Source organism: Chromobacterium sp. INPA-IVC, from assembly GCF_059047085.1.
The window spans coordinates 194,150-220,612 of sequence record NZ_JBTNLS010000008.1 but is presented as its reverse complement, the minus strand read 5'-3'; the positions used below and the strand labels follow the sequence as shown (position 1 = coordinate 220,612).

23 protein-coding genes are annotated in these 26,463 nt (G+C 68.1%); 11 read left to right on the top strand and 12 right to left on the bottom strand.

The window, feature by feature from the left end; all coding sequences use genetic code 11:
* Positions 1 to 18 precede the first annotated feature (18 nt).
* Genes ACX17K_RS16755 through ACX17K_RS16745 form a run of 3 tightly spaced genes read right to left on the bottom strand, consistent with a single transcriptional unit; the run spans position 19 to position 4,845 of the window.
* Positions 19 to 2,424, bottom strand: a complete 2,406-nt coding sequence (locus tag ACX17K_RS16755; protein WP_493775671.1) for an acyl-CoA reductase — start codon at positions 2,422 to 2,424, stop codon at positions 19 to 21.
* Position 2,425: 1 nt separating this feature from the next.
* Positions 2,426 to 3,556, bottom strand: coding sequence for a LuxE/PaaK family acyltransferase (locus tag ACX17K_RS16750; RefSeq protein ID WP_493775670.1), 1,131 nt, complete (start codon positions 3,554 to 3,556; stop codon positions 2,426 to 2,428).
* 29 nt (positions 3,557 to 3,585) lie between these two features.
* Positions 3,586 to 4,845: an MFS transporter gene (locus ACX17K_RS16745; RefSeq protein WP_493775669.1), complete on the bottom strand. Its 1,260-nt coding sequence runs from the start codon at positions 4,843 to 4,845 to the stop codon at positions 3,586 to 3,588.
* A 306-nt stretch (positions 4,846 to 5,151) separates the two neighbouring features.
* Here ACX17K_RS16745 and ACX17K_RS16740 point away from each other — a divergent pair, with 306 nt between their 5' ends.
* The 3 genes from ACX17K_RS16740 to ACX17K_RS16730 are packed head-to-tail and all read left to right on the top strand — an operon-like array spanning position 5,152 to position 6,742.
* The gene (locus ACX17K_RS16740) at positions 5,152 to 5,913 is read left to right on the top strand and encodes a CDP-diacylglycerol diphosphatase (RefSeq protein ID WP_231155326.1); all 762 of its coding nucleotides are present in this window, start codon (positions 5,152 to 5,154) and stop codon (positions 5,911 to 5,913) included.
* Entirely contained in the window at positions 5,910 to 6,353 is a 444-nt protein-coding gene (locus tag ACX17K_RS16735; protein ID WP_231155325.1) for an NUDIX hydrolase, read from the top strand. Before ACX17K_RS16740 ends, ACX17K_RS16735 begins: the two co-directional genes overlap by 4 nt.
* A complete protein-coding gene (locus ACX17K_RS16730) occupies positions 6,350 to 6,742 on the top strand; it encodes a VOC family protein (RefSeq protein WP_231155324.1) in 393 nt (130 codons plus the stop codon). The genes ACX17K_RS16735 and ACX17K_RS16730 overlap by 4 nt, the downstream gene beginning before the upstream one ends.
* 353 nt (positions 6,743 to 7,095) lie before the next feature.
* On the opposite strand, the gene ACX17K_RS16725 is transcribed toward ACX17K_RS16730, so the two are convergent.
* On the bottom strand, positions 7,096 to 7,872 hold the full coding sequence (locus ACX17K_RS16725) for a tRNA threonylcarbamoyladenosine dehydratase (RefSeq protein WP_493775668.1): 777 nt from the start codon (positions 7,870 to 7,872) through the stop codon (positions 7,096 to 7,098).
* A 280-nt stretch (positions 7,873 to 8,152) separates the two neighbouring features.
* On the opposite strand from ACX17K_RS16725, the gene ACX17K_RS16720 reads away from it, so the two are divergent.
* Positions 8,153 to 8,377 carry a hypothetical protein gene (locus tag ACX17K_RS16720; protein WP_021475044.1) on the top strand — a complete coding sequence of 75 codons (225 nt, stop codon included), beginning with the start codon at positions 8,153 to 8,155 and terminating at the stop codon, positions 8,375 to 8,377.
* A gap of 127 nt (positions 8,378 to 8,504) precedes the next feature.
* On the opposite strand, the gene ACX17K_RS16715 is transcribed toward ACX17K_RS16720, so the two are convergent.
* Entirely contained in the window at positions 8,505 to 8,840 is a 336-nt protein-coding gene (locus ACX17K_RS16715; RefSeq protein WP_231161950.1) for a darcynin family protein, read from the bottom strand.
* 103 nt (positions 8,841 to 8,943) lie between these two features.
* Here ACX17K_RS16715 and ACX17K_RS16710 point away from each other — a divergent pair, with 103 nt between their 5' ends.
* The 6 genes from ACX17K_RS16710 to ACX17K_RS16685 all read left to right on the top strand — a co-directional run bounded on the left by ACX17K_RS16710 (position 8,944) and on the right by ACX17K_RS16685 (position 16,557).
* Positions 8,944 to 9,549, top strand: a complete 606-nt coding sequence (locus ACX17K_RS16710) for a TetR/AcrR family transcriptional regulator (RefSeq protein ID WP_493775667.1) — start codon at positions 8,944 to 8,946, stop codon at positions 9,547 to 9,549.
* Between the two features lie 12 nt (positions 9,550 to 9,561).
* On the top strand, positions 9,562 to 10,590 hold the full coding sequence (ltaE, locus tag ACX17K_RS16705; protein WP_343480969.1) for a low-specificity L-threonine aldolase: 1,029 nt from the start codon (positions 9,562 to 9,564) through the stop codon (positions 10,588 to 10,590).
* Positions 10,591 to 10,690: 100 nt separating this feature from the next.
* Positions 10,691 to 11,407 (top strand): substrate-binding periplasmic protein, encoded by a 717-nt coding sequence (locus ACX17K_RS16700; RefSeq protein ID WP_493775666.1) that lies wholly within the window; start codon positions 10,691 to 10,693, stop codon positions 11,405 to 11,407.
* Between the two features lie 69 nt (positions 11,408 to 11,476).
* Entirely contained in the window at positions 11,477 to 12,250 is a 774-nt protein-coding gene (locus ACX17K_RS16695; RefSeq protein ID WP_493775665.1) for an alpha/beta hydrolase, read from the top strand.
* Between the two features lie 73 nt (positions 12,251 to 12,323).
* Positions 12,324 to 14,357 carry a prolyl oligopeptidase family serine peptidase gene (locus tag ACX17K_RS16690; RefSeq protein ID WP_493775664.1) on the top strand — a complete coding sequence of 678 codons (2,034 nt, stop codon included), beginning with the start codon at positions 12,324 to 12,326 and terminating at the stop codon, positions 14,355 to 14,357.
* A 184-nt stretch (positions 14,358 to 14,541) separates the two neighbouring features.
* On the top strand, positions 14,542 to 16,557 hold the full coding sequence (locus ACX17K_RS16685; protein WP_493775663.1) for a M13 family metallopeptidase: 2,016 nt from the start codon (positions 14,542 to 14,544) through the stop codon (positions 16,555 to 16,557).
* A gap of 58 nt (positions 16,558 to 16,615) precedes the next feature.
* Here the strand turns inward: ACX17K_RS16685 and ACX17K_RS16680 are convergent, their stop codons facing one another.
* The 3 genes from ACX17K_RS16680 to ACX17K_RS16670 all read right to left on the bottom strand — a co-directional run bounded on the left by ACX17K_RS16680 (position 16,616) and on the right by ACX17K_RS16670 (position 19,447).
* Entirely contained in the window at positions 16,616 to 17,146 is a 531-nt protein-coding gene (locus ACX17K_RS16680) for a YfaZ family outer membrane protein (RefSeq protein WP_021475056.1), read from the bottom strand.
* A 72-nt stretch (positions 17,147 to 17,218) separates the two neighbouring features.
* Positions 17,219 to 17,848, bottom strand: coding sequence for a YceH family protein (locus ACX17K_RS16675; RefSeq protein WP_493775662.1), 630 nt, complete (start codon positions 17,846 to 17,848; stop codon positions 17,219 to 17,221).
* 66 nt (positions 17,849 to 17,914) lie between these two features.
* Positions 17,915 to 19,447 (bottom strand): glycine betaine uptake BCCT transporter, encoded by a 1,533-nt coding sequence (locus tag ACX17K_RS16670; RefSeq protein WP_231155314.1) that lies wholly within the window; start codon positions 19,445 to 19,447, stop codon positions 17,915 to 17,917.
* Positions 19,448 to 19,879: 432 nt separating this feature from the next.
* Here ACX17K_RS16670 and ACX17K_RS16665 point away from each other — a divergent pair, with 432 nt between their 5' ends.
* Entirely contained in the window at positions 19,880 to 20,626 is a 747-nt protein-coding gene (locus tag ACX17K_RS16665; RefSeq protein ID WP_493775661.1) for a TlyA family RNA methyltransferase, read from the top strand.
* A gap of 69 nt (positions 20,627 to 20,695) precedes the next feature.
* On the opposite strand, the gene ACX17K_RS16660 is transcribed toward ACX17K_RS16665, so the two are convergent.
* The 4 genes from ACX17K_RS16660 to ACX17K_RS16645 form a co-directional block, all read right to left on the bottom strand.
* On the bottom strand, positions 20,696 to 21,172 hold the full coding sequence (locus ACX17K_RS16660; RefSeq protein ID WP_231155313.1) for a universal stress protein: 477 nt from the start codon (positions 21,170 to 21,172) through the stop codon (positions 20,696 to 20,698).
* A gap of 426 nt (positions 21,173 to 21,598) precedes the next feature.
* Positions 21,599 to 22,945 (bottom strand): glutamine synthetase family protein, encoded by a 1,347-nt coding sequence (locus tag ACX17K_RS16655; RefSeq protein ID WP_493775660.1) that lies wholly within the window; start codon positions 22,943 to 22,945, stop codon positions 21,599 to 21,601.
* A 212-nt stretch (positions 22,946 to 23,157) separates the two neighbouring features.
* Positions 23,158 to 24,768, bottom strand: coding sequence for a methyl-accepting chemotaxis protein (locus ACX17K_RS16650; protein ID WP_493775659.1), 1,611 nt, complete (start codon positions 24,766 to 24,768; stop codon positions 23,158 to 23,160).
* 156 nt (positions 24,769 to 24,924) lie between these two features.
* Complete coding sequence (locus tag ACX17K_RS16645) at positions 24,925 to 26,319, bottom strand: DUF2252 domain-containing protein (protein ID WP_493775658.1); 1,395 nt, start codon at positions 26,317 to 26,319, stop codon at positions 24,925 to 24,927.
* Between the last annotated feature and the right edge of the window lie 144 nt (positions 26,320 to 26,463).

Below are 26,463 nucleotides of genomic sequence, written 5' to 3'. Positions count from 1 at the left end.
CGCGCCGCCGGCCGGGTTTCATCGTCTAAGGTCCAGCACCAGCGGGGTTTTGCCGCTGTGCGGATGGCGGCGGAATTCGGCGGCCGGGGTGGCGGCCACTTCCAGTTGCAGCAGGCCGCCGCCGACCACTTCGTTCAGCATCGGCTCTTCCAGCAGCCGGCCGCGTATCGCCCACGGGTCGCCGTCGGCCAGCAGTTGGATGCGGTCGCCGCCGTTGTCGGCGTGGTCGACCAGCCATTGCATCGGCAGGCCGATTTTCTCGGTCAGCGCGGCCGGATTGACGAAGATGGTGCCCACCCGCAGCAGCGCGCCGTGGCGGCCGGTCAGGCGGAAGCGCGGCGCGGCCAGGCCGCAGGCGCAGCCGCCGTCCAGCCACTGGCCCAGGTCGCCCAGGTCGTAGCGTTCCACCCGCTGCGCCTCGCGCTGGCGGGAGGTGAACACCAGGCGGCCGGATTCGCCGGCGGCGGCGGGCTGGTCGCTGTCCATTTCCAGCACTTCCAGCCACTGGGTCTCGGCCAGCAGGTGGAACTCGCCGTCGGCGCAGTGCGGGCAGGCGTGGCCCAGCGGGCCGGCGTCCACCGAGCCGTACATCGCCGAGCGGATCAGCTCCACGCCGAAGCTGCCGATGTAGGCGCGCTGGCCGTCGCTGATGTGCTCGCCGCCGCAGAACACCTTGCGCACGCCGCCGTAGCGGCGCAGCAGCTTGTTCTCGCATTCGAACAGCCGGTGCAGCGTGCCCGGCATGCCGATCAGGGTGTTGATCTTCTGCTCGACGATGAAGTGGGCGATCTCGCTGAAATCGTCGTCGGACGGGCCGCCCATCGGGTACTGGGCGACGCCCATGTGGTCCAGGATGGTGAAGAAGCTGAGCATGCCGCCGTACAGCTTGCCGCCGTACAGCAGATTCATCGCGCGGTCGGTGGCCGGGTTCAGGCCGGCGGCCAGCAGGCCGTCGGCGGCGGCGCGCATCTGGCGGTGGTAGTCGCGGTAGCTGAAGCCGGCCAGCTTGGGCGCGCCGCTGCTGCCGCCGCTGCGGAAGAACAGCTGGGCTTTGCCATTGGCGGGCTGGCTCTGGAAGGCGGCCTTGTCCATCACCGGCAGCGCGGCCAGGCCCTCGGGCTCGGCCGGCGGCGCGTCCAGGTGGGCGTGGCCGGGCAGCGCGGCGGCGTCCAGGCTCACCGATACCCGGCGCGACAGCCGCTGCAGCGCGTAGACGCCGTCGTGGGGCTCGCCGTGGTAGCCGTCGTGCATGCGGCCGGCCGGGGCGACGCGGCTGACGCCGGCGGCCAACAGCGCGCAGCTCAGCTCCGGCAGCCGGACGGCGGGCGCGATCAGGCCGCAGCTTTGCAGATGGGTGCGCCAGGGGCGCAGGATGCGGGCCAGCGCGGCGCGCGGAGCCGGCCTCAGCTCCACGGTGCGGAACAGCGGCGACGGCGCCAGCTCCTGATTCATGTTCCATGCCAGCCGCCAGCCCTGGCCGGACAGCACCTGGCCCTGATCGTCGGCGAAGGCCTGGTCCAGCTTGTGGAAGGCCATCCGGGCGCTGATCTCGGCCGCTTCCTGCAGGTCCGGCGTCAGCGCCGGCCACAGCGGCGCGCGGCGGGCGAGCGCGGCGGCCAACCGGCGCGCCATGTCGTGGATCGCGGACGGATCGTCGCTGTCCACCAGCAGCGCCTGCGGGCTGGAGCAGGCTTGCTGGTCGAAGCGGCAGATGTCGTCGGCCAGCGCGTCCAGCGCCTCGTCCACGGCGGCGGCGGGATCGAGATAGGCGAAGCTGACGCGGTGGCCCCAGTCTATCCAGCGGCAGCCGGCGGGCAGCTGCGCGCGGATCGCGGACAGCGCGGCGTCGCCGCCCCAGGCCGACACGCCGTCGGCGTCGGCCATCAGCCGCGGCAGCGCCTCGCTCGGCGCCGGCAGCACGGCGACGCGGGCGGCCAGCCGGCCGCTGGCGTCATGGCGCAGCAGCTCGGCCAGCAGCCGGGCGCTGAGGCCCTGGTCGCTGGAGCTGGGGCGCAGCCAGTTGACGTTGCCGGCCAGCAGGCCTTCCAGCGCCGCCATGAAGGGCAGCAGCGCGGCGTTGGACGGCGTCACGTGCAGCACCAGGCCCAGCGGGCGCCAGGCTTCGAAGCGCGGCTCCCGATAGTCGGGCCGGCGCAGCGAGAACGGCCGCTCGCCCAGCTCGCGCTCCAGCTTGGCCTGCAGCGCTTCGCGGCGGCAGAAGGCGGCCAGTTGCGCGCGGCCGGCTTCGTCCAGCAGCAGGTGGCGCTCGGCGCCGGCCAGCGCGTCGGCGAAGCGCTCGGCGCAGGACAGCACGGCGTCGACGTCCGGCTCCGCGGCCAGCGCGCCGGGCAGACTGCCGCGCAGCGCGGCCAATGCGGCGTCGAGCTCGAGGTCGGCGCGCAGTTCTCCATCAATCAGATACATGTCAGGACTCCTTGATCAGTTCGGACGCGGCCATCGCGCAGCTGCGGCTCTTGCTGGTGCCGGCGCGGCCCAAGAGTTCGAACCAGTCGGTGGCCAGGCCGCAGCCGCAGCTTTCGGCCGGATGCAGCACGGCGAGATCGCTCAGCAGCATGCTGTGCGCCGGGCTGGAGGTGATGTAGGGCGAAACCAGGTGCAGGAAGCCGGCCTCGCCGTAGGGCAGCCGCGCCAGCGTCGCGGTGTCGCGCGCCCAGGCGCGGGCCCAACTGGGCACGTGGAAGCGGTGATTCGGGCATTCGACATAGGGCACCGGGTGCTCGACCGAGCCGTAGCCGTCGCGGCAGCGTTCATCGGGCAGACCCAGCTGCTCGCCCAGCCGGCGGTAGAGCTCGGCCTTCGATATCGCCTTGTCGGCGTGGGTTTTCCAGCCGCCGCCGAGGAAGACCAGCGATTCCGGGTGCAGGGAGAGCGGCGGCAGGCCCATGTCGCGCATCCGCTCCAGCGCGAACCACAGGAAGGCGGGGAAACCGAGGATGCGCACCGGCAGGCCTTCGGCGGCGAATTCCTGCAGCGCGCGCACCGCGCCGAAGGGATCGAACTCATTGCCCTTGCCGTTGTGGCGCAGCGCGTAGACGGCGCGGTTGACCGGCGCGTACTTGCACAGGAATTGGTCGGTGTAGGCGGTGCCCAAGGTGATGGCGCCGGCCGGCTCGTAACTGAGCAGCAGGTAGTTGCACGGCTGCTCCGGGGTGTTCCAGCCGTAGTGGTCGAAGATGCGGTCGACCATGCGCTGGGCTGCGCCGATGCTGCGTTCGTCGTAGCGCATCCGGCTTTTCTGGCCGGTGGTGCCGGACGAGGTCAGCTCCAGCGCGTCCTCGCCGGTCTTGCTCAGCAGCAGCTTGCGCTTGAAGTAATTGGCGAAGATGGGCGGCAGCTGCGACCAGTCGGACAGGCCGGCCAGCCGTTCCGGCGTGAAGCCGTTCTGCTCCAGCCAGCGGCGGTAGCCGGGACTGTGCTCGCAGTGATAGTCGACCAGTTCGCGCATCGCGGCGTCGAACAGGCGGTCGCATTCGGCGTCGGCGCGGTAGGGTTGTTCGAGCGCGCACAGCGCCTCGACATGGGAAAGCGTGGTCATGGCGGTTCCAGTGATGAAGAAAGCGGGCGTCAGGTGGCGACGGGTTCGGGCTGCGGGCGGCGCAGCAGCAGCCACAAGGGCGGCAAGGCCAGCAGCGAGGCCAGGCTGACGCCGGCGGCGAAGCGGGCCGGGCTGTCGCCGGCGTCCAGCAGCGCCAGGATGGCGCTGCCGCCGCCCAGCATCGCGGTGGACAGCATGCCCAGCATCGCGGCGACGCTGCCCTTGGCGTTGTCGCTGCTGTACAGCGTCAGCCGGTACAGCGTGGCGTTGCCCAGGCCCAGGCCGAAGGCGTAGACCGCCAGGCAGGCGACCAGCGCCGGCAGCGACGGCGACAGCGGCGCGGCGAGGCCGGTCAGCAGCAGGCCGCCGGCCATCGGCCATAGCGCCAGCCGCAGCAGGCGCGACAATTCCATCCGGCCGGCCAGCCGGTTCAGCAGCAGGTTGCCGGCGATCACCGCGCCGAACACCGGCAATTGCCACAGGCCGTATTCCAGGCCGCTGTAGCCGAGATGGCGGATCAGCAGCAGCGGCGACAGGCCGATCCAGGCGATCAGCGGCATGGTCAACAGGCCCAGCGCCAGGCTGCCGCAGACGAAGTCGCGGTGCTTCAGCAGTGCCAGGTAATTGGCCAGCGCCACGCCCAGGCGCAGCGGCACCGGTTGCTGCGCCGGACCGTCGCGCCGCGGCGCGCCCAGCGTTTCCGGCATCCAGCGCCACAGTCCCAGCGCCACCAGCGCGGTGGCCGCGGCAAGCGCGGCGAACAGCTGGCGCCAGGACAGGACTTCCAGCAGCAGGCTGCCCAGCAGCGGGCCGGCCAGCGGCGACAGCAGCGCGATATTGGCCAGCAGCGCCATCAGCCGCACCGCGTCGCGCTCGGCGAAGGTTTCCTGCAGCGCCGGGTAGCTGACCACCACGATGAAGCCCAGCGCGATGCCCTGGACGAAGCGCAGCAGGTTAAACCAGGCGATGTGCTGGCTGCCGGAGGCGGCCAGGCAGGCGAGCGCGAAGATCAGCGTGCCGGCCAGCAGCGTCGGGCGGCGGCCGAAGCGGTCGGACAGCGGGCCGATCAGCCACTGGAAAGCGATGCCGCCCAGCAGGAAGGCGTTCAGCGCGGTCGGCACATGGCGGCTGTCGGCGGAGAGATCGGCGGTGACGCGCAGCATGGCCGGCATCACCATGTCGCTGGCCAGATAGGTCAGCAGTTCGAAAGCGGTGAGCAGCAGGCAGAACAGCAGCGCCTGGCGGCGGGAAATGTTGTGAAGCAGCGGACGGAATGATTCTTCTGGCATGATTGTTGCAGTTTTCGCAGAATGTCTATGTATGGCTGGACGCCGGATTCGCTCCGGCGTGGAGGGCGCACAGAGTAGGTCAAGTAATCAGATGGAATCCCTGTCCTTTGGGATGGATTTTTTGTTTTGTGCTGTTTTTTGGTGTTTTTGAGAAATATCAGGTCGCCAATTTGTATCTGTTTGGAATCAATTTCGTTGATTTGGCAACAGCATTGGCATGAGTTTTTGCTCCAGTCCGGATTCGGATAGGATGCGGCGATGGACGGCGGCGGCTGCCGCGCTTGATCCCCCACCCATGGAGTCGCAATGAAAAGAAGAATCCTGGCCGGCGTTGGCCTGGCCGGCCTGCTGGCCGCGGGCGCGTCTTTCTACGCGCTGGCGGACAGCGACGCTCTGTGGCGCATCGTCGGCGAGCAGTGCGTGCCGGCCCAGCAGGCGCAGGGCCAGCCCGGCCCCTGCGCCGAAGTGGCGCTGCAGCGGGGCGTGGCGGTGCTGAAAGACCGCAACGGGCCGCTGCAATACCTGTTGATCCCCACCGACAAGGTGAGCGGCATCGAAAGCCCGCAGCTGCTGGGCGACGGTACGCCAGGCTATTGGCGCTCGGCCTGGCAGGCGCGGCGCTATCTGGACGCGCGGCGCGGCCAGCCGCTGCCCAAGCTGGCGCTGTCCCTGACCGTCAACTCCCAGTACGGCCGCAGCCAGAACCAGCTGCACATCCACATCTCCTGCACCGATTCCGTCGTGAGGCAGCAGATCGACGACCTGGCCGACGGCCTGGGCTACCGCTGGCGGCAGTTGCCGGTGGAACTGAAGGGCCATGCGTACTGGGCGCGGCGGGTGGACGCCGACCAGAACGGCGACCCCCGGGACGATCCCTTCCGCCTGCTGGCCAACGAGCTGCCGGGCGCGCGCGCCGAGATGGGCCGCTACGGCATGGCGATGCTGCCGGCGCGCTTCGGCGACGGCGAAGGCTTCGTGCTGCTGGCCACCCGCGCCGACCTGTTCGAAATCAACCGCGGCTCGGCCGAAGAGCTGCAGGACCACGCCTGCCGGATTCTGCAGCCATGAGCGCCAACAAGGCTTGCCCGTTGCTGCTGCGAAGCGACGACGCGCTGCTCTGGTTCCGCCATCCGCTGGCCGGCTGCCAGCTGGTCAAGGGAACGGTGGAGCCGGGCGAGACATCGGCGCAGGCGGCGCTGCGCGAACTGGCCGAGGAGGCCGGCATCGGCGATGCCCGCATCGCGGTGGACCTGGGCGAGTGGTCGTCGGGCCACCAGGCGCAGATCTGGTCGTTCCAGCTTTGCGTCGCGGAATCCGCCTTGCCGGAAGCCTGGAGCCATTTCTGCCTGGACGACGGCGGGCTGCTGCTGGAGTTTTTCTGGCATCCGCTTGAGCGCGAGGCGCCGGAAGGCAGCCACCCGCTGTATCATCGCGCCCTGGCCGAGGCGCGGCGCAGGCTGGCGGATGTCCCGCCGGCGGCGGCACCTGGTTGTGGAGAGAGAGCATGAAGCAGAGTTTGGCGCTGGTGTCGCTGGTGGTGGCCGACTACGACGAGGCCATTGATTTCTTTGTCGGCAAGCTGGGTTTCGAGCTGACCGAGGACAGTTACCAGGCCGAGCAGGACAAGCGCTGGGTGGTGGTGACGCCGCCGGGCTCGGCGGCCGGCCTGCTGCTGGCCCGGGCCAGCGACGATGTCCAGCGCGCCGCCATCGGCAACCAGGCGGGCGGCCGGGTGTGGCTGTTCCTGAATACCGATGATTTCTGGCGCGATTACGAGCGTTACCGGACGGCGGGCATCGAGTTCACCCGTCCGCCGATGGAGCAGGACTACGGCACGGTGGCGGTGTTCCGCGACCTGTGCGGCAATCAGTGGGATCTGATTCAGCGCAAGGGCTGAGCATCGATTGGCGATTCTTGGCGCCGCATTGGTGCTTGTTGTTGCGGGGACATGACGTTTTCGATGTGCCCCGGTCCCTTTAAGCCTGCCGCTGGGTGGCAGGCCCGAGGTTTTAAGCGGCTGTTTGTTTGAGCCCCGCGACGTTAGCGCGGGGCGAGTTCAGCCGCGCCTCGGGCCTGGCGGGACCCAGCGGGGAGCCGAAGGCCAGGCTTGCAGGGTGGCCTTTAGGGGTGGAGGGGATATTTGGCCAAGCAAATATCCCCTCCCTGTCCGCCGGGCAGCCCCGGCAATGGAAATCATCATCCGCGTAGCGGATGCAAAACCATGTGTTTTTGTAAGCAGCTGAGGCCTGCTTACTTCTTAGTCTTGGCTAGATCGGTCAGCACCCGCGACGCGGCGAACAGGCCGAAGCTGGCCGTCACCACCATGCCGGCGCCGAAACCGGCGCAGGACAGGCCTTGCGGTCCGCGCGCCTCTCCGGCCTCGCAGGCCTGGGCCTGCGGGTAGACCAGCTGCTCGGTGGAGTAGACGCAGGGCACGCCCATCTTCTTGCCGTCGCGGGCGAAGCCGTGGTGGCGGCGCAGGTTGTAGCGCAGCTTGGACAACAGCGGGTCCTGCGTCACCTCGGACAGGTCGGCCAATTTGATCTTGCTTGGATCCATCTGCCCGCCGGCGCCGCCGGAGACGATGAAGCGCTGGCGCTTCCTGGCGCACCAGGCGGCCATCGCCGTCTTCACTTTCAGGCTGTCGATGCAGTCGACGATGTAGTCGTAGCCGCGGCCCAGCATCTCGTCCATATTCTCTTCGGTGACGAAGTCTTCTATCTCCGCCACCTCGCAGGCCGGGTTGATGGCTTTGACCCGCTCGGCCAGCGCCGTCACCTTGGCCATGCCGTACAGCGGGTCCAGCGCCGGCAACTGGCGGTTGGTGTTGGATTCGGCGACGTTGTCCAGATCGATCAGCGTCAGGCGGCCGATCGCGCTGCGGGCCAGCGCTTCCACCACCCAGGAGCCGACGCCGCCTACGCCCACCACGCAGACGTGGGCGCGGCCGAAGCGCGCGAGCGCGTCGTCGCCGTACAGGCGGGCAATGCCGCCGAAGCGGCGGTCTAGATCGGCGGAGTGGTCCATCGGGATAACCTGTTGCGCAAAAACGGCCAAGGATAACCAAGGCGAGGGCGGGGTGCCAGTCCGGGCGCGGCCTGGCGGCCGCGGCGGCGTTCCGGGTGTGGCGTTTCTGGCTCCGCGTGAAGATTTTTTTACAATCCAACTGCTTGATAGATTGGAACCTTTTTCCGGTTGCCCTATCTTCTCCTATACGCGCCGGCTTCTCCGGCCGCGTTCCGAGACCGGCACGAATTGCCGTCGGCAGGTCCTCTGCCGGTCGACTCTCAGTTCTAGGGAGAATCCGATGAAGCAGCAAAGGTTCGACATCGATCTGGATAAGCATTACAACGCCACCGTGGTCATCGCCTGCGAGGAGTGTGGGCGAGAAACCCGCCAACATCTGAAGGCCTTGTTACCCGACCATGCGCTGCGCTGCAGTTGCGGCGCCGACATCACGATGGCCACGCCGGACATCCAGAAGGCGGAGCGTCAAGCCGACGCGATCCGACAATCGTACCGAATCCACTGAACCGCCTAGACTGACAATCCGTTGAATGCAAGACGCCGGCCTTCCGCGCCGGCCTTATCAGGCCAAGCCTGAATCTCCGATGCATGTCCGATGACGGCGGCCCCTGCGGCCGCCGTCGGCATTCGGCCTATTGCGCCAGCTGGGCGTCGTAGTCGCGGAAACCGTTCTCCACCGCCGGAATGATGTCGACGAACTCGAAATAGGGTTCGGTCATCAGCGGGCTGTCGCGCAGCGCGTCGACCAGGTAATAGAAGGCCTGCACCGATTCGGTCTCGAACATCGCCACGTCGCTGCAGCGGGCGGTGAAGGCTTCGGCGTCGAACCAGCGCATGCGCACCTCCGGATAGCGGGCGTAGATCGGCTTCAGGGTGTCGTCCTCGAAGCGGCGGCGTTCCGGCCGGCTCAGCCGCAGCCAGTTGGGGTGGACGCGCATCAGCGCGAAAAAAGTCAGGGTCTTGGACATGGCGATATTCCCGTGTGGATGGAAAGAGAGGGCGGGCCGGCTCCGCTCAGCCGCTAATGTAAGCGCGCTTGCGACGCCGGAAAACTCGTGTTTAGCTAGACCCATGTCCGCCATTCCGCAGCCGCGCAAACAGCCGCGCCAGGCCCGCTCCCGCCACGCCGTCGCCGCCATTTTGGAGGCGGCGGCTCGCATTCTGGCCGGCGACGGCTACGCCGCCTTCAACACCAATCGCGTCGCCGAGCTGTCCGGCGTCGGCATCGGCTCGTTGTACCAGTACTTCCCCAACAAGCAGGCCTTGCTGGCCGCGCTGCACCGCCGCCACGGCGAGGAGACGCTGGCGGCTTTGGACGACGCGCTGGCGCGCAGCGCCGGCCGGCCGCCGCGGGAGCAGCTGGCGGCGATGGTGGCCGCGGCGTTGGATCTGCACCGGCGCGAGCTGGGCCTGCATCGGGTGCTGGAACGCGAATGGCCGATCTACGACGAGCCGCCGGCCAGCAATCCCATCGACGCCGCGCTCCATGCGCGGATCGCGGCCTGGCTGGCCGAAGCCGGCGGCGATCCCGCCCGGGCCGGGCTGCTGCTGCGGATGGCAGACAGCCTGGTGCACGGCCTGCTGCTGGACGCAGATCCGCAGGCCGAGGGGCTGGAGCAAGCGATTACCGACGCGCTGGCGGGCTATCTGGCCTTGCCGGCATATCACCACACTTGAGGAGAAACGCAGATGCAGTGGATAGACTTTCGCAGCGATACCGTCACCCACCCGACGCCGGCGATGCGCCGCGCGATGGCCGAGGCCGAAGTCGGCGACGACGTTTACGGCGACGACCCCACCGTGCTGCGGCTGGAGGAACTGGCCGCCGACAAGCTGGGCAAGGAGGCGGCGCTGTTCGTCCCCAGCGGCACCTTCGGCAACCAGCTGGCGCTGTTCACCCACTGTCGCCGCGGCGACGAGGTGATCGTCGAGGACAACAGCCACATCGTCTGGCACGAGGCCGGCGCGGCGGCGGTGATCGCCGGCGCCCACCTGCGGACGATAGAGGGCGACAACGGCCTGATGGCGGTGGACGCGATCGAGCGCCGCATCCGCGTCAGCGACGACATCCATGAGCCGCGCACCGGCCTGATCTGCCTGGAAAACGCCCACGGCAACGGGCGCGTGCTGCCGCTGTCGGCGATGGCCGACACCGCCGCGCTGGCGCGCGAGCACGGCGTGCCCATCCACTTAGACGGCGCGCGGGTGTTCAACGCCGCCGCCCACCTGGGCTGCGACGCGCGCGAAATCACCCGCCACGTCGACAGCGTGATGGCCTGCCTGTCCAAGGGGCTGGCCGCGCCGATCGGCTCCATCCTGGCCGGCTCCGCCGATTTCATCGATCAGGCGCGCCGCAAGCGCAAGCTGCTGGGCGGCGGCCTGCGCCAGGCCGGCGTGATCGCCGCGCCCGGCATCTTGGCGCTGACCGAAATGGCGGCGCGGCTGGACGAGGACCACCGCAACGCCCGCTATCTGGCCGAGGGGCTGGCCAAGCTGCCGTGCGTGGACATCGATCCGACCGATGTCCACATCAATCTGGTGTGGTTCCGCTTCAACGCCGACATCGACGCCGCCGAGCTGATGTCGGCGCTGAAGCAGGCAGGCTTCCTGGCCAACCCGCCGCATCAGGGCGCGATGAGGCTGGTCACCCACTGGCAGGTGGGCCGCGCCGACATCGACCGCCTGCTGGACGTGATGCAGCGCGTGCTCAGCGACTGAGCGTTTTCCGGCCGCTTCCCGGGCGCGGGGCTCGCAAAAGGATCGAGAACCGGCCCGGGGGCCTATAACCAGTAGATGGGAACCGATGGGAGCAGGCCGGATGCGGCTACGCTTGCAGCTCGGCGCGCTGCTGGCGGCCATTCTCCTGTTTCCGATCCCGGGACGGGCCGATGGCCTGGCGCAGGTGCGCATCTACACCGACGACGATCCGCCCTACGTGATGGTGGGCCCGGGCGGACAAGTGATGGGCGGCACCACGGTGGAGAAAGTGACGCGGGTGATGCGCAAGCTGGGCCTGCCGTTCAGCGCGCTGCAGGCGGCGCCGTGGGCCCGCGCCTACCAGGAGGCGAAGAGCCGGCCCTACGCGATGGTGTTTCCCATCGCCAGGACCCGGGAGCGGGAAAAATACCTGGATTTCACTTTCAAGATCATCGATACCGACATCTATTTTTACCGGCTGGCCGCGCGCAACGACATCCAGCCGCGCACGCTGGACGAGGCGCGCAAATACAGCATCTGCGTGGTGCTGAACGACTATCGCCACGAATTTCTGGAGGAGCAGGGCTTTGCCAGGCTGGAGGTGTCGCCGGATTCCACGCTCAATGTCAGGAAGCTGGCGGCAGGCCGCTGCGACCTGCTGCCTTCAACCGAGAGCGGGATCGCCAGCAAGCTGAAGGCGCTTGGCCTGGATCGCGCGCAGGTGGCGCGCGGCATCCGGCTGGACAAGCTGGACAGCGGCCTGTACGCCGCGTTCAACAAGGACACGCCGCCCGAGGTGATCGCCCGGTTCCGGGCCGCCGCCGCCGAGCTGCCTTGAGCGCCTGCCGGCGGGAAGGCGCTGGCGTGCCGCGCCAGACATCGTGAACCGCTGTCAAGGGAGAACGCGATGCGCAATCGACTGCTGCCGCCGCTGCTGTGCTGCCTACTGGCCCTGCCGGCCTGGGCCGAGCGGCTGGTGGAGATTCCCACCCGTCCCGGCGTCACGCTGCGTTTCCTGCTGCTGGAGCCGCCGGGGCCTGCGCGCGCCAACCTGATCCTGCTCGCCGGCGGCGAGGGGCTGCTCAAACTATCGGCCAGCGGCGAGCTGGGCGCGGGCAAGGCCAATTTCCTGGTGCGCACCCGCCAAGGCTGGGCCGACATGGGTTTCCGCGTCGCAGTGGCGGACGCGCCGTCCGACATGCCGCGTGGTTTGCTCGGCGATTTCCGCGAGAGCCCGGAGCACGCGGCCGACATCGCCGCGGTGTCCGGCTACCTGCGCCAGGGCGCGGCGCTGCCGGTATGGCTGGCCGGCACCAGCCGCGGCACCACCTCCGCCGCCGCGGTGGCCTTGAACCGGCCTGGCGCGGCGGACGGCCTGCTGCTGACCTCCAGCATAGACAGCGGCCGCGGCAGTCTGGCCGGCCTGCCCCTGGAGCGGCTGGCCATTCCAGTGCTGATGATCCAGCACCGCCGCGATGAATGCCGCGCCAGCCGGCCCGGCAATCTGGGGCCGGTGGTGGACCGGCTGCGCGCCGACGCGCCGCGCGAGCTGATGCTGCTGGACGGCGGCAAGAGCGAGGGCGATCCGTGCCAGCCTTGGGCCTGGCATGGCTACAACGGCATCGAGGCGAGGGCGCTGGGCCTGGCCGGCGCGTGGATGCTGGCGCACGGCCGCCATTGAGCGGGCGCTATGGCGGTTGGGGCGCGCCGGTGCTACCCTCGCCGCCATTCTTGGATTTTCTATCGCCGACATCATGACGCCATCCCACGACCCCCACGCCTGGCTGGAAAGCCTGGATTCCGACCAAGCCGCCGACTGGGTGGCCGCGCAGAACGCCCGCACCGAGGGCGCGCTGGACGCCGACCCGCGCTTTGCAGGACTGAAGGCGGACATTCTCGCCCACCTGCGCGACACGCGGCAGATACCGTACTTCGCCGAGCATGCCGGCTGGCTGTACAACTTCCACCAGGACGAGGCGCATCCGCGCGGCATTTACCGCCGGACCACGCTGGACGCCTACCGCGCCGGCAGCCAGGACTGGCAGGCGGTGCTGGACATCGACGCGCTGGCCGACGCCGACGAGCGCGACTGGTATCTGGACGGCGTGTCGCACTGCACGGTCCGGCCCGAGCGGGCGCTGGTGCATCTGACCGACGGCGGCGGCGACGCCACCGTGGCGCGCGAGTACGACGTCGAGGCGCGGCGCTGGGTCGAGAACGGCTTCAGCTTTCCGGAAGGCAAGAACCACATCGCCTGGCGCGATCCGGACAGCGCCTTCGTCTGCCCGGGCTGGAAGGGCGCGCCGCTGACCCGTTCCGGCTACCCGCGCGAGGTGTGGCTGGTGGAGCGCGCCGCGGATGGCCAGCACGGCTGGACCCAGCTGTTCGCCGCGCCGGAAGACGCGATGATGACCGCCGCCTGGCGCTTCCTCGACAGCGACGGCAGCGCCGTCGACCTGATTGAGGCCTCCGATGGCTTCTATCGCAAGACCTATCACCTGCTGGACGGCGGCCTGGAGGCGCACGCGCTGCCCTTGCCGGCCAAGGCCGAGATCGAGGCTTATATCGGCGGCGATTTCATCGTCAAGCTGGCGGAGGACTGGTCCTGGCGCGGCGAGACTTACGCCAGCGGCAGCCTGCTGGCGGTCGGCCTGTCCGGCCTGATCGGCGACGGCCCCGCGCCGCAGCTGTTGCAGGCGCCCGAGCCGAGGCTGGCGGTGGCGGCGGTGGAAACCACGCGCGGCCGGCTGCTGGTCAACCTGCTCGACAACGTCAAGAGCCGCATGTTGTGCTTCGCCAAGCAAGACGGCGCGTGGACGCCGCAGTCGCTGGACCTGCCGACGGACGGCGTGATCGAGATCGCCGACCAGCCGTGGCAGAGCGACGTGCTCTACTACAGCTACAGCGATTTCCTGACCCCCAGCGGCCTGTACCGGCTGGATCTGGCCAGCGGCGAACAGGAATGCCTGCGCCGCCAGCCGGAAGCTTTCGAGCCGTCGCCCTATGTCGCCGAGCAATGGCAGGCGACGGCGCCCGACGGCGAGCAAATCCCGTACTTCGTGGTGCGCCGGCGCGATGCGCCGTTCGACGGCACGACGCCGACGCTGCTGTACGGCTATGGCGGCTTCGAGGTGCCGATGCTGCCTTACTACATCGAGAATTTCGGCCCGCATTGGCTGGCCAAGGGCGGCGCCTTCGTGCTGGCTTGCATCCGCGGCGGCGGCGAGTTCGGCCCGCACTGGCACCAGGCGGCGCAGGGGCCGAAGCGCCAAGTCAGCTTCGATGACTTCATCGCGGTGGCGGAAGACCTGATCGCCCGCAAGCTGACTTCGCCGGCTAAGCTGGCGATAGAGGGCGGCAGCAACGGCGGCTTGCTGGTGGGGGCGGCGATGGCGCAGCGGCCGGAATTGTTCCGGGCGGTGGTGTGCGAGGTGCCCTTGCTGGACATGCTGCGCTACACCCAGTTGCTGGCCGGCGCCAGCTGGATAGACGAATACGGCGATCCGGACGACGAGGCCGAGCGCGCCGCGCTGGCCGCCTATTCGCCGTATCACAATCTGCGCGCAGACGCGCGCTACCCGCTGGCTTTGTTCACCACCAGCGCCAGCGACGACCGCGTCCATCCCGGCCACGCCCGCAAGATGGCGGCGCGGCTGCTGGAGCTGGGCCACGACGCGCTGTTCTACGAGACCGACGGCGGCGGCCACGCCGGCAACGCCGGCCAGGAGGATACCGCCGCCGAGCTGGCGCGGGTGCTGGTGTACCTGTACCAGCGCTTGTGCGATTGAGGCGGGAGATGTGGCAGCAAAGGGCGCGAGAGCGCCCTTTTTCATTGCGGCTTGCCATTCCTGGCCGATTCCTTGGGCAATGATGTCGTTTGCATTTTGCCGATTGCCGCGGCGGGAAGCGCGGGCGTACCATCGCTCGAGGCCGGGCCATGTCCAGCCGCTTCAGAACGATAAGAGGAAAACCATGCAAGGGAAGAAATTGCTGCCGCTGGCCATGCTGTTGAGCCTGCAGGCGGCCTGGGCCGGAGGGCTGGATTACGGCGCGTACGGCATAGATTTTCAGGGAATGGACCGCGCGGCGCGGCCGCAGGACAATATCGCGCTGCATGCCAATGGCGGCTGGATGAAGCGCGCGCGGATTCCGGCCGACCGCTCGTCGACCGGCGTGGCCGAACTGCTGTACGACCGCAACCAGCAGCGGGTGCGGGAGCTGATCGAGCATGCCGATCCGGCCGCTTCCGCCGACTCGCGCAAGATCGCCGATCTTTACCGCAGCTTTCTCGACGAACAGACCATCGCCCGCCGCGGCCTGGCGCCGCTGAAATCCAAGCTGGCCGCCATCGCCGCGCTGGACAGCGCCGACGCCGCCATCGCCTACATGGGCCGGCTGCAAGACCAGCCGGAGGATACGCCGTTCCGCTTCTACGTGGCGCAGGACAACAAGAATTCCGCCGCCTATCTGGCCGGCGTCGGCCAGTCCGGCCTGGCGATGGACCGCGACTACTACCTGTTGCCGTCGGCTGATTTCGCCGCCGCGCGCAAGGCTTACCGCGCCTATCTGGCCCAGCTGCTGACGCTGGCCGGCGAAAAGAACGTCCAGGCCCGCGCTGCCGCGGTGCTGGCGTTGGAGACGCGGCTGGCCAAGGCGCAGTGGAGCAATGTCGACAACCGCGACGCGCAGAAGACCTACAACAAGACCGGCACGGCCGAGCTGGCCAAGCGCCTGCCGGGCTATGACTGGCCGGCGCTGCTGAAGGACGCGCAGCTGTCCGCCGCCGCCGATCTCAACCTGGACCAGCCCAGCTATCTGGAACAGCTGCCGGGCCTGCTGCGCGCGACGCCGCTGCCGGCGCTGCGCGATTACCTGACGCTGCGCGCGCTGGATGCGTACGCGCCCTATCTGGACAAGCCATGGGCGGCGGCGCGCTTCGCCTTCTACGGCAAGGCGCTGGACGGCCGCAGCGCCGACCGGCCGCGCTGGAAGAAGGCGGTGACGCTGGTGGACGAAGGCATGGGCGAGGCGGTGGGCAAGCTGTACGTGGCCAAGTACTTCACGCCGGAAGCCAAGCGCCAGGCCGACGAGCTGGTGCGCAACCTGTTGACCGCCTACGACCGCAGCGTGGACACGCTGGACTGGATGAGCGCGGAAACCAAGCGCGAGGCGCATCTGAAGCTGTCCAAGTACACGCCGAAGATAGGCTACCCGGACAAATGGCGCGATTATTCCAGCCTGGAAATCCGTCCCGACGATCTGATCGGCAATGTCGAGCGCGTCGCGGAATTCAGCTACCGCCGCCAGGCCAGGCACCTGGGCCAGCCGGTGGACCGGACCGAATGGGGGATGACGCCGCAAACCGTCAACGCCTATTACAACCCGGCCAACAACGAGATCGTGTTCCCGGCCGCCATCCTGCAGGCGCCGTATTTCGACCCGGCTTTCGACACGGCGGTCAACTACGGCAGCATCGGCGCCACCATCGGCCATGAGATCAGCCATGGTTTCGACGATCAGGGCCACTTGTTCGACGGCGACGGCAATATGCGCAACTGGTGGACGCCGGCCGACGAGCAGCATTTCAAGGAAGTGACAGCCAAGCTGGTCAAGCAGTACGGCGGCTACGAGCCGGTGAAGGGACACAAGGTCAACGGCGAGCTGACGCTGGGCGAGAACATCGCCGACAACGCCGGCCTGGAGATCGCCTACAAGGCGTACAAGATCGCCCTGGGCGGCAAGGAGGCGCCGGTGCGCGACGGCCTCACCGGCGACCAGCGCTTCTTCATCGCCTTCGCCCAGTCCTGGCGCAGCAAGAGCCGCGACGCGGCCACGCTGAAGCAGCTGGTGTCCGATCCGCATACGCCTGACGAATGGCGCGCCTTCGGCACCGTTCGCAATCTGGACCCGTTCTACCAGGCTTTCAACGTCAAGCCGGGCGACAAGATGTTTTTGCCGCCGGCGCAGCGCTTCCACCTGTGGTGGTGAGCGGGCGGGCATGAAAAACGGCAGCCGAGGCTGCCGTTTTTTTGACGCGTGGGCGGGATCAGAAGCTCAGTCCCGCGCCCAGGTAGGCGCCGTCGGCCAGCGTGCGGCTGCGGCTGTCGTTGTCGCGGCGGATGTCGAAGTAGCGGTAGCCGGCCTCCACGCTGAGCGGGCCGACCACGTTCCAGCGCACGCCGGCGGCGTAGTCGCTGACGCGGTCGACGCTGCCGCTGGCGAAGCTGCTCGGCGCGTAGTAGGCCTGGCCGAACAGCTTGACCTTGGGCGCGAGGTCGAAGCTGGCGCGGCCGCCGACCAGCGCGGCGGTGGCGGAGCCGCTGTCCGGCGACAGCGCCATCAGCTTGCCGCCGCCGGCCACGGTCAGCGGGCCCAGCGGCAGCGCGAACTCCAGGCCGGCGCCGCCGGCGCTGCCCTTGTGGTCGTCGCGCAGGTAGTCGAGATTGAGGCCGATGCCGAAACCGTCCGGCGTGCGGGTGAGTTGCTGGGTGCCGTTGCCGGCGCCGAACATGTAGTCGGCGGCGTGGGCGCCGCCGGCCAGCCCGGCCAGCGCCAGGGCGATTGCGAAATGCTTCATGCGGTCCATTCCTGTTGGTTCATTCAAGCGACAACAGGTAGTGACCAATTCCTAAAAAACAAGTTCAGCCCGTCAATTGCTCAGCCGCTGCTCCAGCGCCAGCACCATGGTTTTCAGCGCCGCCACTTCGGCTTCCAGCGCCGCCACCCGGCCGGTGAGGCCCACGTCTATCACTTCGCAGGCCTGGGCAGGGACGATCTGCGGCTCGCCGGACAGCAGATGGCACCAGCGCGCTTCGCGCTCGCCCGGCTGGCGTTCCAGCTTCATCGCCAGCGGCGGGTATTTGTCGGCCAGCGCGTTCAGCGCGGTTTCCACCTCGTCCACGCCGGAGAAGCTGTAGATGCGGCCGGCGCGGGCGCGGATCTCGGCGCCGGTCTGCGGGCCGCGCAGCGTCAGCAGGCACAACGCGGCCAGCCGCGCGCCGTCGATGTTCCACTCGTAGTTGAGGCGGTGCTCGTACTTGGCGACCCGGCTGCCGGCCGGCAGCCGCTCGGCCACTAGCTTCTTGGCGATCAGCGCGTCCAGCGCGGCGCTGGCGTCGGCCTCGGACAGCTGCATCACCGGCTCGCGGCTGGTCAGCTGGTTGCAGGCGCCGACCAGCGCGTTCAGCGTCAGCGGGTAGGCGTCGGGCGTCAGCGCCTGCTTTTCCAGCAGCGCGCCCAGCACGCGGACCTCCATCGGGTCGAGTTGATGCGTGTCCATACATCCTCCATGGCGAGACAATACTGTCATGATCGCATCAAATCCGTCGGCCGTCCCGCAGCCTGGTCAATCCTGCTGGCGTTTTTCCAGCGCTTCCAGCTGGCGCAGGCGGCGGATCTCGCGCAGGCGGCTGTCGTGCTCCTCCTCGTCCAGCGCGCGGTACAGCGACACCGCCATGCCTATCATGATCAGCATGAAGGGCAGCGCGCTGACGATCAGCACCGCCTGCAGCGCCTTCAGGCCGCCGCTTTGCAGCAGCACTAGCGCGATGGCGGCCAAGAGCACGCCCCAGATCAGCTTGACGCGGTGGCTGGGGTTCAGGTCGCCGCCGCTGGTGAACATGCCCAGCACGAAGGTGGCGGAATCGGCCGAGGTGACGAAGAAGATGATCACCAGCGTCATCGCCAGCAGCGACAGGACGCGGCCGCCGGGCAGCTGCTCGAACATCACGTACAGCGCGGTGGAGACGTCGGTCTTGACTGCGGACAGCAGGTCGGCGCCGCCGAACAGCTGCAGGTCCAGCGCGGTGCCGCCAAAGGCGGAGAACCAGACGAAGCTGGCCAGCGACGGCACCAGCAGCACGCCGACGATGAATTCGCGCACGGTGCGGCCGCGCGAGACGCGGGCGATGAACATGCCGACGAAGGGGGCCCAGGTGACCCACCAGGCCCAGTAGAACAACGTCCAGTTGGCCATCCAGGTACCCTGGGTGAACGGGCTCATGCGCAGGCTGGTGCTGGTCAGGTTGCCCAGATAATCGCCCAGCGTGGTGGTGAAGGTGTCGAAGATGAAGCCGGTGGGCCCCAGGACCACCACCGCCAGGAACAGCAGCGCCGCCAACAGGATGTTGAGGTTGGACAGCCACTTGATGCCGCGCGACAGGCCGGTCAGCGACGACAGCAGGAACAGCGCGGTGGCGATGACGACGATGGCCACGGTCAGGGTGGCGGACGGCGTCACGCCGAACAGCATCTCCAGGCCGCTTTCGATCTGCAGCGTGCCGAAGCCCAGCGTGGTGGCGACGCCGAACACGGTGGCCAGCACCGCCATCACGTCGATGGCGGTGCCGACGGGACCGTCGACGCGGTCGCCCAAGAGCGGACGGAAGGCGGCGCTGATCAGGCCCTTCTGGCCGCGGTTGAACTTGAAGTAGGCCAGCGCCAGCGCGGTCAGGCTGTACACCGCCCATGGGTGCAGGCCCCAGTGGAAGAAGGCGTGGCGCATCGCCAGCCGCGCCGCCTCGGCCGATTCCGGCGCGGTGGACGCGCTTGCCGGCGTGGCGAAGTGGGACAGCGGCTCGGCCACGCCCCAGAACACCAGGCCGATGCCCATGCCGGCGGAAAACAGCATGGAAAACCAGCTCAGGCGGGAAAACTCCGGCTCATCGTCCTCCTTGCCCAGCCGGATATGGCCGAAGCGGCCGAAGGCCAGATAGAGCGCGAACAGCAGGAAGCCGAACACCGATAGCAGATAGAACCAGCCGAAGCGGGAAATGGTGAAGCTCAGCCACTCGGAGGCGGTGGCGGTCATGTGCTCGGGAGCGGCGGCGCCCCAGAGCGCGAACAATACGGCGAACAACAACGACAGGCGTAGGACCATCGGTACTCCTTGCATGGCGGCGCGCGTCCCCGCGCGGGGCGCGCAGCCGTGATGGATGGTGATGCGAGGCGCGGCCTGAGCCGCGGGCGAAACCGGCGACGGCCGGCGCGAAAGCCTTGCCCGGGCCAGAGCCCGCTGCGGGACTCTGCCGCCAACGGCCGTTTGCTGCCGGGCGCTGGCGGAGCGGGCCAGCATGGATGGATAAGGGCGCGCGGGATGGGGCGGGCGCTTTCTGTCCGATGCCGGCGGGGCTGTTTGAATATATGAATAAAATCAATGAATTGCTTTTTAGATTATCATTATTAGCATTTTCTTGTAAACATCTGTTGCGAGATTTGATGCAAATGGACAGGGTTGGCGGCTTCGCTTGACAGCGGGTGGCGGCTTCGCCAACCTGTCGCGTTCATCGGAATTCGGGCAGCGGGAACGGACATGATTCGAGTGGATATTTTGCTGGTGGAACAAGGGCTTGCCGCGTCGCGCACCTCCGCGCAGAACCTGGTCGCGGCCGGCCGCGTCAGCTGCGGCGGCGCGGTGGTGGCCAAGTCCAGCCAGAAATTTCCGGCGGACGCGGCGTTCGACATCGTCGCCGACGAGGCCGACCGCTACGTGTCGCGCGGCGGGTTGAAAATGCGCGGCGCGCTGGACGCGGCCGGGCTGGACATCGCCGGCTGGACCGCGCTGGACGTCGGCCAGTCCACCGGCGGCTTCACCGACTGCCTGCTGCAGGCCGGCGCGCGCCGGGTGGTGGGCGTGGACGTCGGCCACGACCAGTTGCACCCGCGGATGCGGGAAGACGCGCGGGTGCGCTATTTCGAGGGCGTCAACGCGCGCGCGCTGGACCGCGCGGCGCTGTTGGCCGTCAATGACGGCGACGGCTTCGACCTGATGGTGTGCGACGTGTCCTTCATCTCGCTGAGCCTGGTGCTGCCGTCGGCGCTGCCGCTGTTGACGCCGGGCGGACGTCTGCTCAGCCTGGTCAAGCCGCAGTTCGAAGTGGGGCGGGAAGGGCTGTCCCACGGCGGCATCGTCCGTGACGAAAGCCTGTATCCGCAGGTTAAGGACAAGATCGACCGGGTGCTGGCCGAGCAGAACATGAAGACGCTGGCCTGGTTCGACAGCCCGATCAAGGGCGGCGACGGCAACCGGGAGTTCTTCGTCCACGCCGAGCGCCGTTGAAACAAAGCAGGCCCGCGCGAGGCGGGCCTGGCATCGCCGCCCCGCATGCGGCGGGGCGGGCGTTGAGGCTTACTCGACGCGGATGTCGTCGTCTTCCTGGCTGCGCACCACCAGCAGCGGGCACTGGCTGCGGCGCAGGATGTCCTCGGCGAAGCTGCCCAGGAACAGATGGGCCAGGCCGCTGCGGCCATGGGTGCCCAGCACGATTAGATCGGCCTGCTGCGCGCTGGCGTAGCCTATCAGCAGATCGGCCAGGTCATGGCCGCCTTCCCAGCTTTTCTCCAGATGGCTGACCACATCGGTCAGGCCTGCGTTGCGGGCGATGGTTTGGGCGCGGGCCAGCGCTTCCTGGCCTTGCTCCAGCGCCAGATCGTAGCCGGGGTCGCCGGCGTAGACGCCCAAGCTGTCGACCGCCAGGTCGCGCAGGCTGGCGACGTGGATCAGGGTCAGTCTGGCTTCGGCGAACTTGGCGACGCGGATGGCTTCGTGCAGGGCTTTGTCGGAATTGTTGCTGCCGTCTATCGCGGCGATGATGTGACGATACATGGGCTGCTCCTTCGAAACACCGGCTTGGTGGGATGCCTTCAGCATACTCCGATGGCGGCGGCGGTGTCTCGCCGGGCGAGCGCGGGTATTGATCCAGGGCAATGAAACGAATGTTTCATGAGCGCGGTGCGGACGGATGGTTTTACCGCGAATGTCGGCAGCCGACCTGCTCCCCTTTCGGCCCGTGCCGGCAAAACAGTTTTGCGTCAGGGGATGTTAAGCCGCCGTTTTTTTGATCGGCGGCGCCTGGCGCAAGACTGTTTTGTCGGGGTTTCTCGGGCCGTGGGGTCGCCTGGGGTGGTCAGGGGGCTGGCGACGCAGCCCCCTGACCCGTTTGGCGGGCGGAACCGCCGTGAAAAACATTGTCCGCGAAGCGGACTCCATGCCCCGCCGTGACTAGCCATGCATCCGCGCAGGGTGATCCGGCTAGACCAGAAACCCCAGATACTGCCGCTCCCAGGCGGTGACCTGGCGGTGATAGTCGTTCAGCTCCACCTCCTTCACCGCCAGATAGGCCCGGCTGAAGTCCGCGCCGAACAACGACTCGGCGCAACCAGCGGCCATCGCCGCGCAGGCGGCGTCCAGCGTGGTGGGCAGGCTGGCGGCCTGCTGCTTGAACACATTGCCGTGCACCGCCTCGTCAGGGACCAGCTTCTGTTCGATGCCGGCCAGGCCCGCGCCCAGGCTGGCGGCCAGCGCCAGATAGGGGTTGGCGTCGCAGCCGGGCAGGCGGTTTTCCACCCGCCGCGCCTCCGGGCCCGACACCGGCACCCTGAGCCCGACCGAGCGGTTGTCCAGTCCCCAGCTGAGGTTGACCGGCGCCGCCATGCCCTTGACGAAGCGGCGGTAGGAGTTGGGATTCGGGCAGAACAGCGGCATCAGCTCGGGCAGGAAGCGCTGCAGGCCGGCGATGAAGCCGAAGAATTCCAGGCTTTCCGAACCGTCGGCGCGGCTGAAGGTGTTGCGGCCCTGGCGGTCGACCACGCTCTGGTGGATGTGCATGGAGCTGCCGGGCTGGCCGGGCAGCGGCTTGGCCATGCATACGGCGCTGAGGCCGTGGCGATGGGCGATTTCCTTCAGCGCGGTCTTGAACAGGAAGGTGTCGTCGGCCAGCTTCAGCGCGTCGCCGTGCTTGAGGTTGATCTCGAACTGGCTGGGGCCCATCTCGTGCACGCAGGTGTCGGTGGCGATGCCGAGCGTCTCGCAGGCCTGGTACAGCTCGTCGAAGAAGGCTTCCAGCTCGCCCAGCGCGGAGAAGCCGAAGGCGTCGAAGCCGGCTTCGCGGCGGCCGCTGGCGAGCGCCGGCGGCTGGAACGGCTGCGCCGGGTCGCCGTGGGCGGCGAACAGGTAGAACTCCAGCTCCGGCGCGACCACCGGCGTCCAGCCATGGGCGTCGTAGCGCGCCAGCACCTGCTTCAGCACCGAGCGCGGGGCCAGCGGCGACAGGCCGCCGTCGTGGTCGACGCAGTCGCAGATCACCATCGCGCGCGGAGTCTTGGCCCAGGGCACCGGACGCAGCGTGTTGTAGTCCGGCGCCAGCGTGACGTCCGGATCGTGTTCGCCGTAGAAGCTGTAGTCGGGAAATTCGCCGATACAGCTTTGCAGCGGCACCGCGCGCGCGATGCGCAGCGGCTGCCCCTTGATGAAGGCGGCGGCGGGCAGGGTCTTGCCGCGGGGAAACCCATGGACGTCGGCAAAGGCGAGCTCGACGTCCCGCGCCTTGCTGTGTTGCAGCCATTCGATGAGGCCTGCCGGCATGCGGGCATCAGACATACGATTCTCCACTGAAGCGTGCTGGGGTTCCTGTCTGTCCTCAGTTTTTTTTCTTGCTTTCATGGAGCGAGTGCCCGTGGCCATTATGCCAGCCGCAACGGCGGCGGCAAGTGCGGCGATGAGTGGCGCCTGTTTACAACCTTGCTTGCGGGCGTTTCGCGGCCGTTTTCCGCAAACGGCCGCTATCGGGAAAGAGACGCCGCGCAGGTCGCTCAGAGCCGGAAGCGGCTGACTGTCTGGTGCAGATTGGTGGCTTGCTGGTCGATGTCGCGCACCGCCTCCACCGCGTGGCTGACCGAATTCTGGGTCTCCTCGACCACGCCGGCCACCTGTTCGACGTTGCCGGCGATATTGGTGCCGGCCTGGCTCTGCTCGCCCATCGCCACCACCACGTTGTGCACGTGCTCGAGCGCGGTGCTGGCCTGCTGGCTGATCGACTCCAGCGTTTCGGCCGCTTGCTGCACCTGCTCGACGCCGGCCTGCACCGCGGGGCGGATCTCGTCCATGCGGCCGGAGACGTTGCCGGTTTCGTTGATCACCGCCTGCACGATGCTGCTGATCTCGTCGGTGGCGCTGGCGGTGCGCTCTGCCAGCTTGCGCACTTCGTCGGCCACCACCGCGAAGCCGCGGCCCATCTCGCCGGCGCGCGCGGCTTCGATGGCGGCGTTCAGCGCCAGCAGATTGGTCTGGTTGGCGATGTCGCGGATGGTTTCGGCGATGCTGCTGATGCTGCGGCTGCGTTCGGCCAGCTGGCCCACCATGTCGCTGGCGCCGTGGATCTGGTCGGCGATCTGGCGGATGCCGTCGGCGGCGTTGCCAGCCAGGGTCTTGCCCTCGCTGGCCAGCTGGGCGGTGTCGCGCGCGCCGGTTTCGGTGTCGCGGGTGCTGGCGCTGACGTGGTCGATGCTGACCGACAGCTGTTCGATGGCGGCGGCGGCCGAGGTGGTGGACGAGCTGGCGATGCCGGACACCTCATGCACCTTGTCCATGTCGCGGGACAGCTGGTGGCAGGAGTGGTTGATGCTGGAGGTGGCGCGGCCGATCTCCTCTATCATCAGGCGCAGCTTGCCGCGCATGTCGTTCATCGCGCCCAGCAGGCTGTTGGGCCCACCCTTGACCTCGATCTCCACGCTGAGGTCGCCGTCGGCGATCGCCTTGACCACGTCGGCGGCGTAACGCGGCTCGCCGCCCAGCGACTGCAGTATCGAGCGCGACATCCAGCCCACCAGCGCGCCCAGCACCACTACGCAGATCACGGCGACGGCCATCAGCGTCCGCGCCTCGCTCCAGAACAGCTGGTCGATATCGTCGATGAAGATGCCGGTGCCTATCGTCCAGTCCCACGGCTCGAAACGGAATACGCCGTTCAGCTTGGGAAATTCCTCGTCGCCGCTGCCCTTGCGCTTGGTCTGGATCACCAGCACGCCGTAGTGGGCGTCCTTCATCGCATCGTCGTAGGCCTCCACCGTGGTGCGGCCGTCCGGCAGCTTGCTGCCCATGTCCAGCTTGCCGACGCGATCCTTGCTGGGGTGGAACAGCACGCGGTGCTCGCGGTTGCGGCCGAAGAAGTAAATGTCGTCCACCTTCAGCGCGGACAGCGCGGCGATGGCCTGCTTCTGAGCCTCGGCGCGCGGCATGCCCTTGGCCTCCAGCTGCTGGAAGTGGGTGAGGCTGTTCTCCGCCATTTTCAGCAGGTGGACGATTTGTTCGCTTTTTTCTTGGTGAAGGGTGGCGCGGGTGGAAAGCAAGGCAACGGTGGAAAGGCCGAGCAGCGCCACCAAGCTGGCGACGATGATGATGGTCAGGCGAGTATTCAGCTGCATTTTCGACACTCAGGTATAAGGGAACAAGCCGCCGCAGATGCGGCGGCGGCGCGGGCCCGTCGAGGACGGTCCGGCGCCGGCTGATTATGCGTTTCTGTTGTTACAGTCTAGTTCAGGACACAACCGTCAACATCGCAATTTTCCCTAATCCCGCATTTATACCGCGGCGGCGGGCAAGCGCCCGCCGCGGACCGCCGCGTCGAACAGCCGATAGTCGGTTTCCACCTGGTCGGCGTAGGCCTGCGCGTAGTCGGCCAGCGCCTGGTCGAACTTGTCCGACTCCCCCAGATAGCCGGCGATCTCGGCCGCGCAGCCGCCCGACTTGGCGTGCGCGCGCGCCAGCGTCCAGCCGCAGGCTTGGCCGTAGCTGGCCAGTTCCTCGGCATTGGTGAACGCTTCCAGCGCCGGGGCGGCCTTCATGTCGCGCAGCTGGCGCATGTAGAAGTGATGGCCGTCGGCGCCCTCGGTCCAGCCCAGGAACAGATCGCTGGTGGCCTGCATCAATCGTTGGCCGAACACCACCCGCTTGCCCTGATTGCCGTGCACGCATTCCTGGGTGAAGGCCTCCAGCACCGACGGCCGCGCCTCCTTCAACTGAAGGAACAGCGGCTGGTCGTAGTCGTCCTGCAGCAACAGCGCCAGACAGCGGGTGCCGACGCTGCCGACGCCCACCACCTTGAAGGCGGCGTCCACCAGCCGGAAGCGCTGCAGCAGTTCGCGGCGGTCTTCCTTCAGGGTGTCGATGTAGCCGGTCAGCATGCGCTGGATCTTGGCCAGGCTGTCGCCACCCAGCCAGTCGTCGCAGGCGGCGAGCGGGCCGTTACGGTCGTCGAGGTGGAAGATCACCGGCGGATTGTCGCGCAGCCGCAAGCCGCCGTCCTCCAGGTCGGTCATCTTGGGCAGCAGCCGCTCCTGGGTCTGGTTGCGCGCCTTGCCGGCCACTTTGTTCAATTGCTGGCGCATGCCCTCGTCGGTGGCCTGGGACAGCAATTGTTCGAAATCGACGCGGCAATACCACAGGTCCAGCTGGCTCATCTGCGAGAAGGCGCCGATGCGGCGGCGATAGGTGGCGGACAGGCGCTGAACGATCTCGCGGGTGGCCTGGGCGTCGAAGCCGCGGCTGCGGCCGGCCAGCACCAGGCTGACCGCTAGCCGCTTGACGTCCCATTCCCAGGGGCCGGGATGGGTCTCGTCGAAATCGTTGATGTCGAACACCAGTTGCCGTTCCGGCGAGGCGAAGAAGCCGAAGTTCATCAGGTGGGCGTCGCCGCAGATCTGCAGGCGCAGGCCGCTGTCGGGGCCGGCGGCCAGGTCGGCGGCCTGGATCATCGCCATGCCGCGGAAGAAGGCGAACGGCGACGCGTGCATGCGCGCGTAGCGCAGCGGCACCAGCGCCGGCACCCGGCCCTGAGAGGTGGATTCCACCAGCGCCACCACGTCGCGGTCGTGCGCCAGGTGGAGTTCGGCCTGGCTGGAGCGCGGGCATTGGCTGCGACGGGCCTTGCCGTCGGCGTAGTGCTGATCGTACTTGGGATGGGAGGCGGTGGTCATCGGCGAGTCCGTTCGTGGCGTATGCCGTCAGTGTAACCGCGCGGGGCGGGCGGCGCGCTGCCGACGCGGTTCGGTAAGCCAGCCAGGTTTCGCCGCTGGCGCTTATTCACAGCTTGTTCTGAAATTGTCCACATTATGCACAGG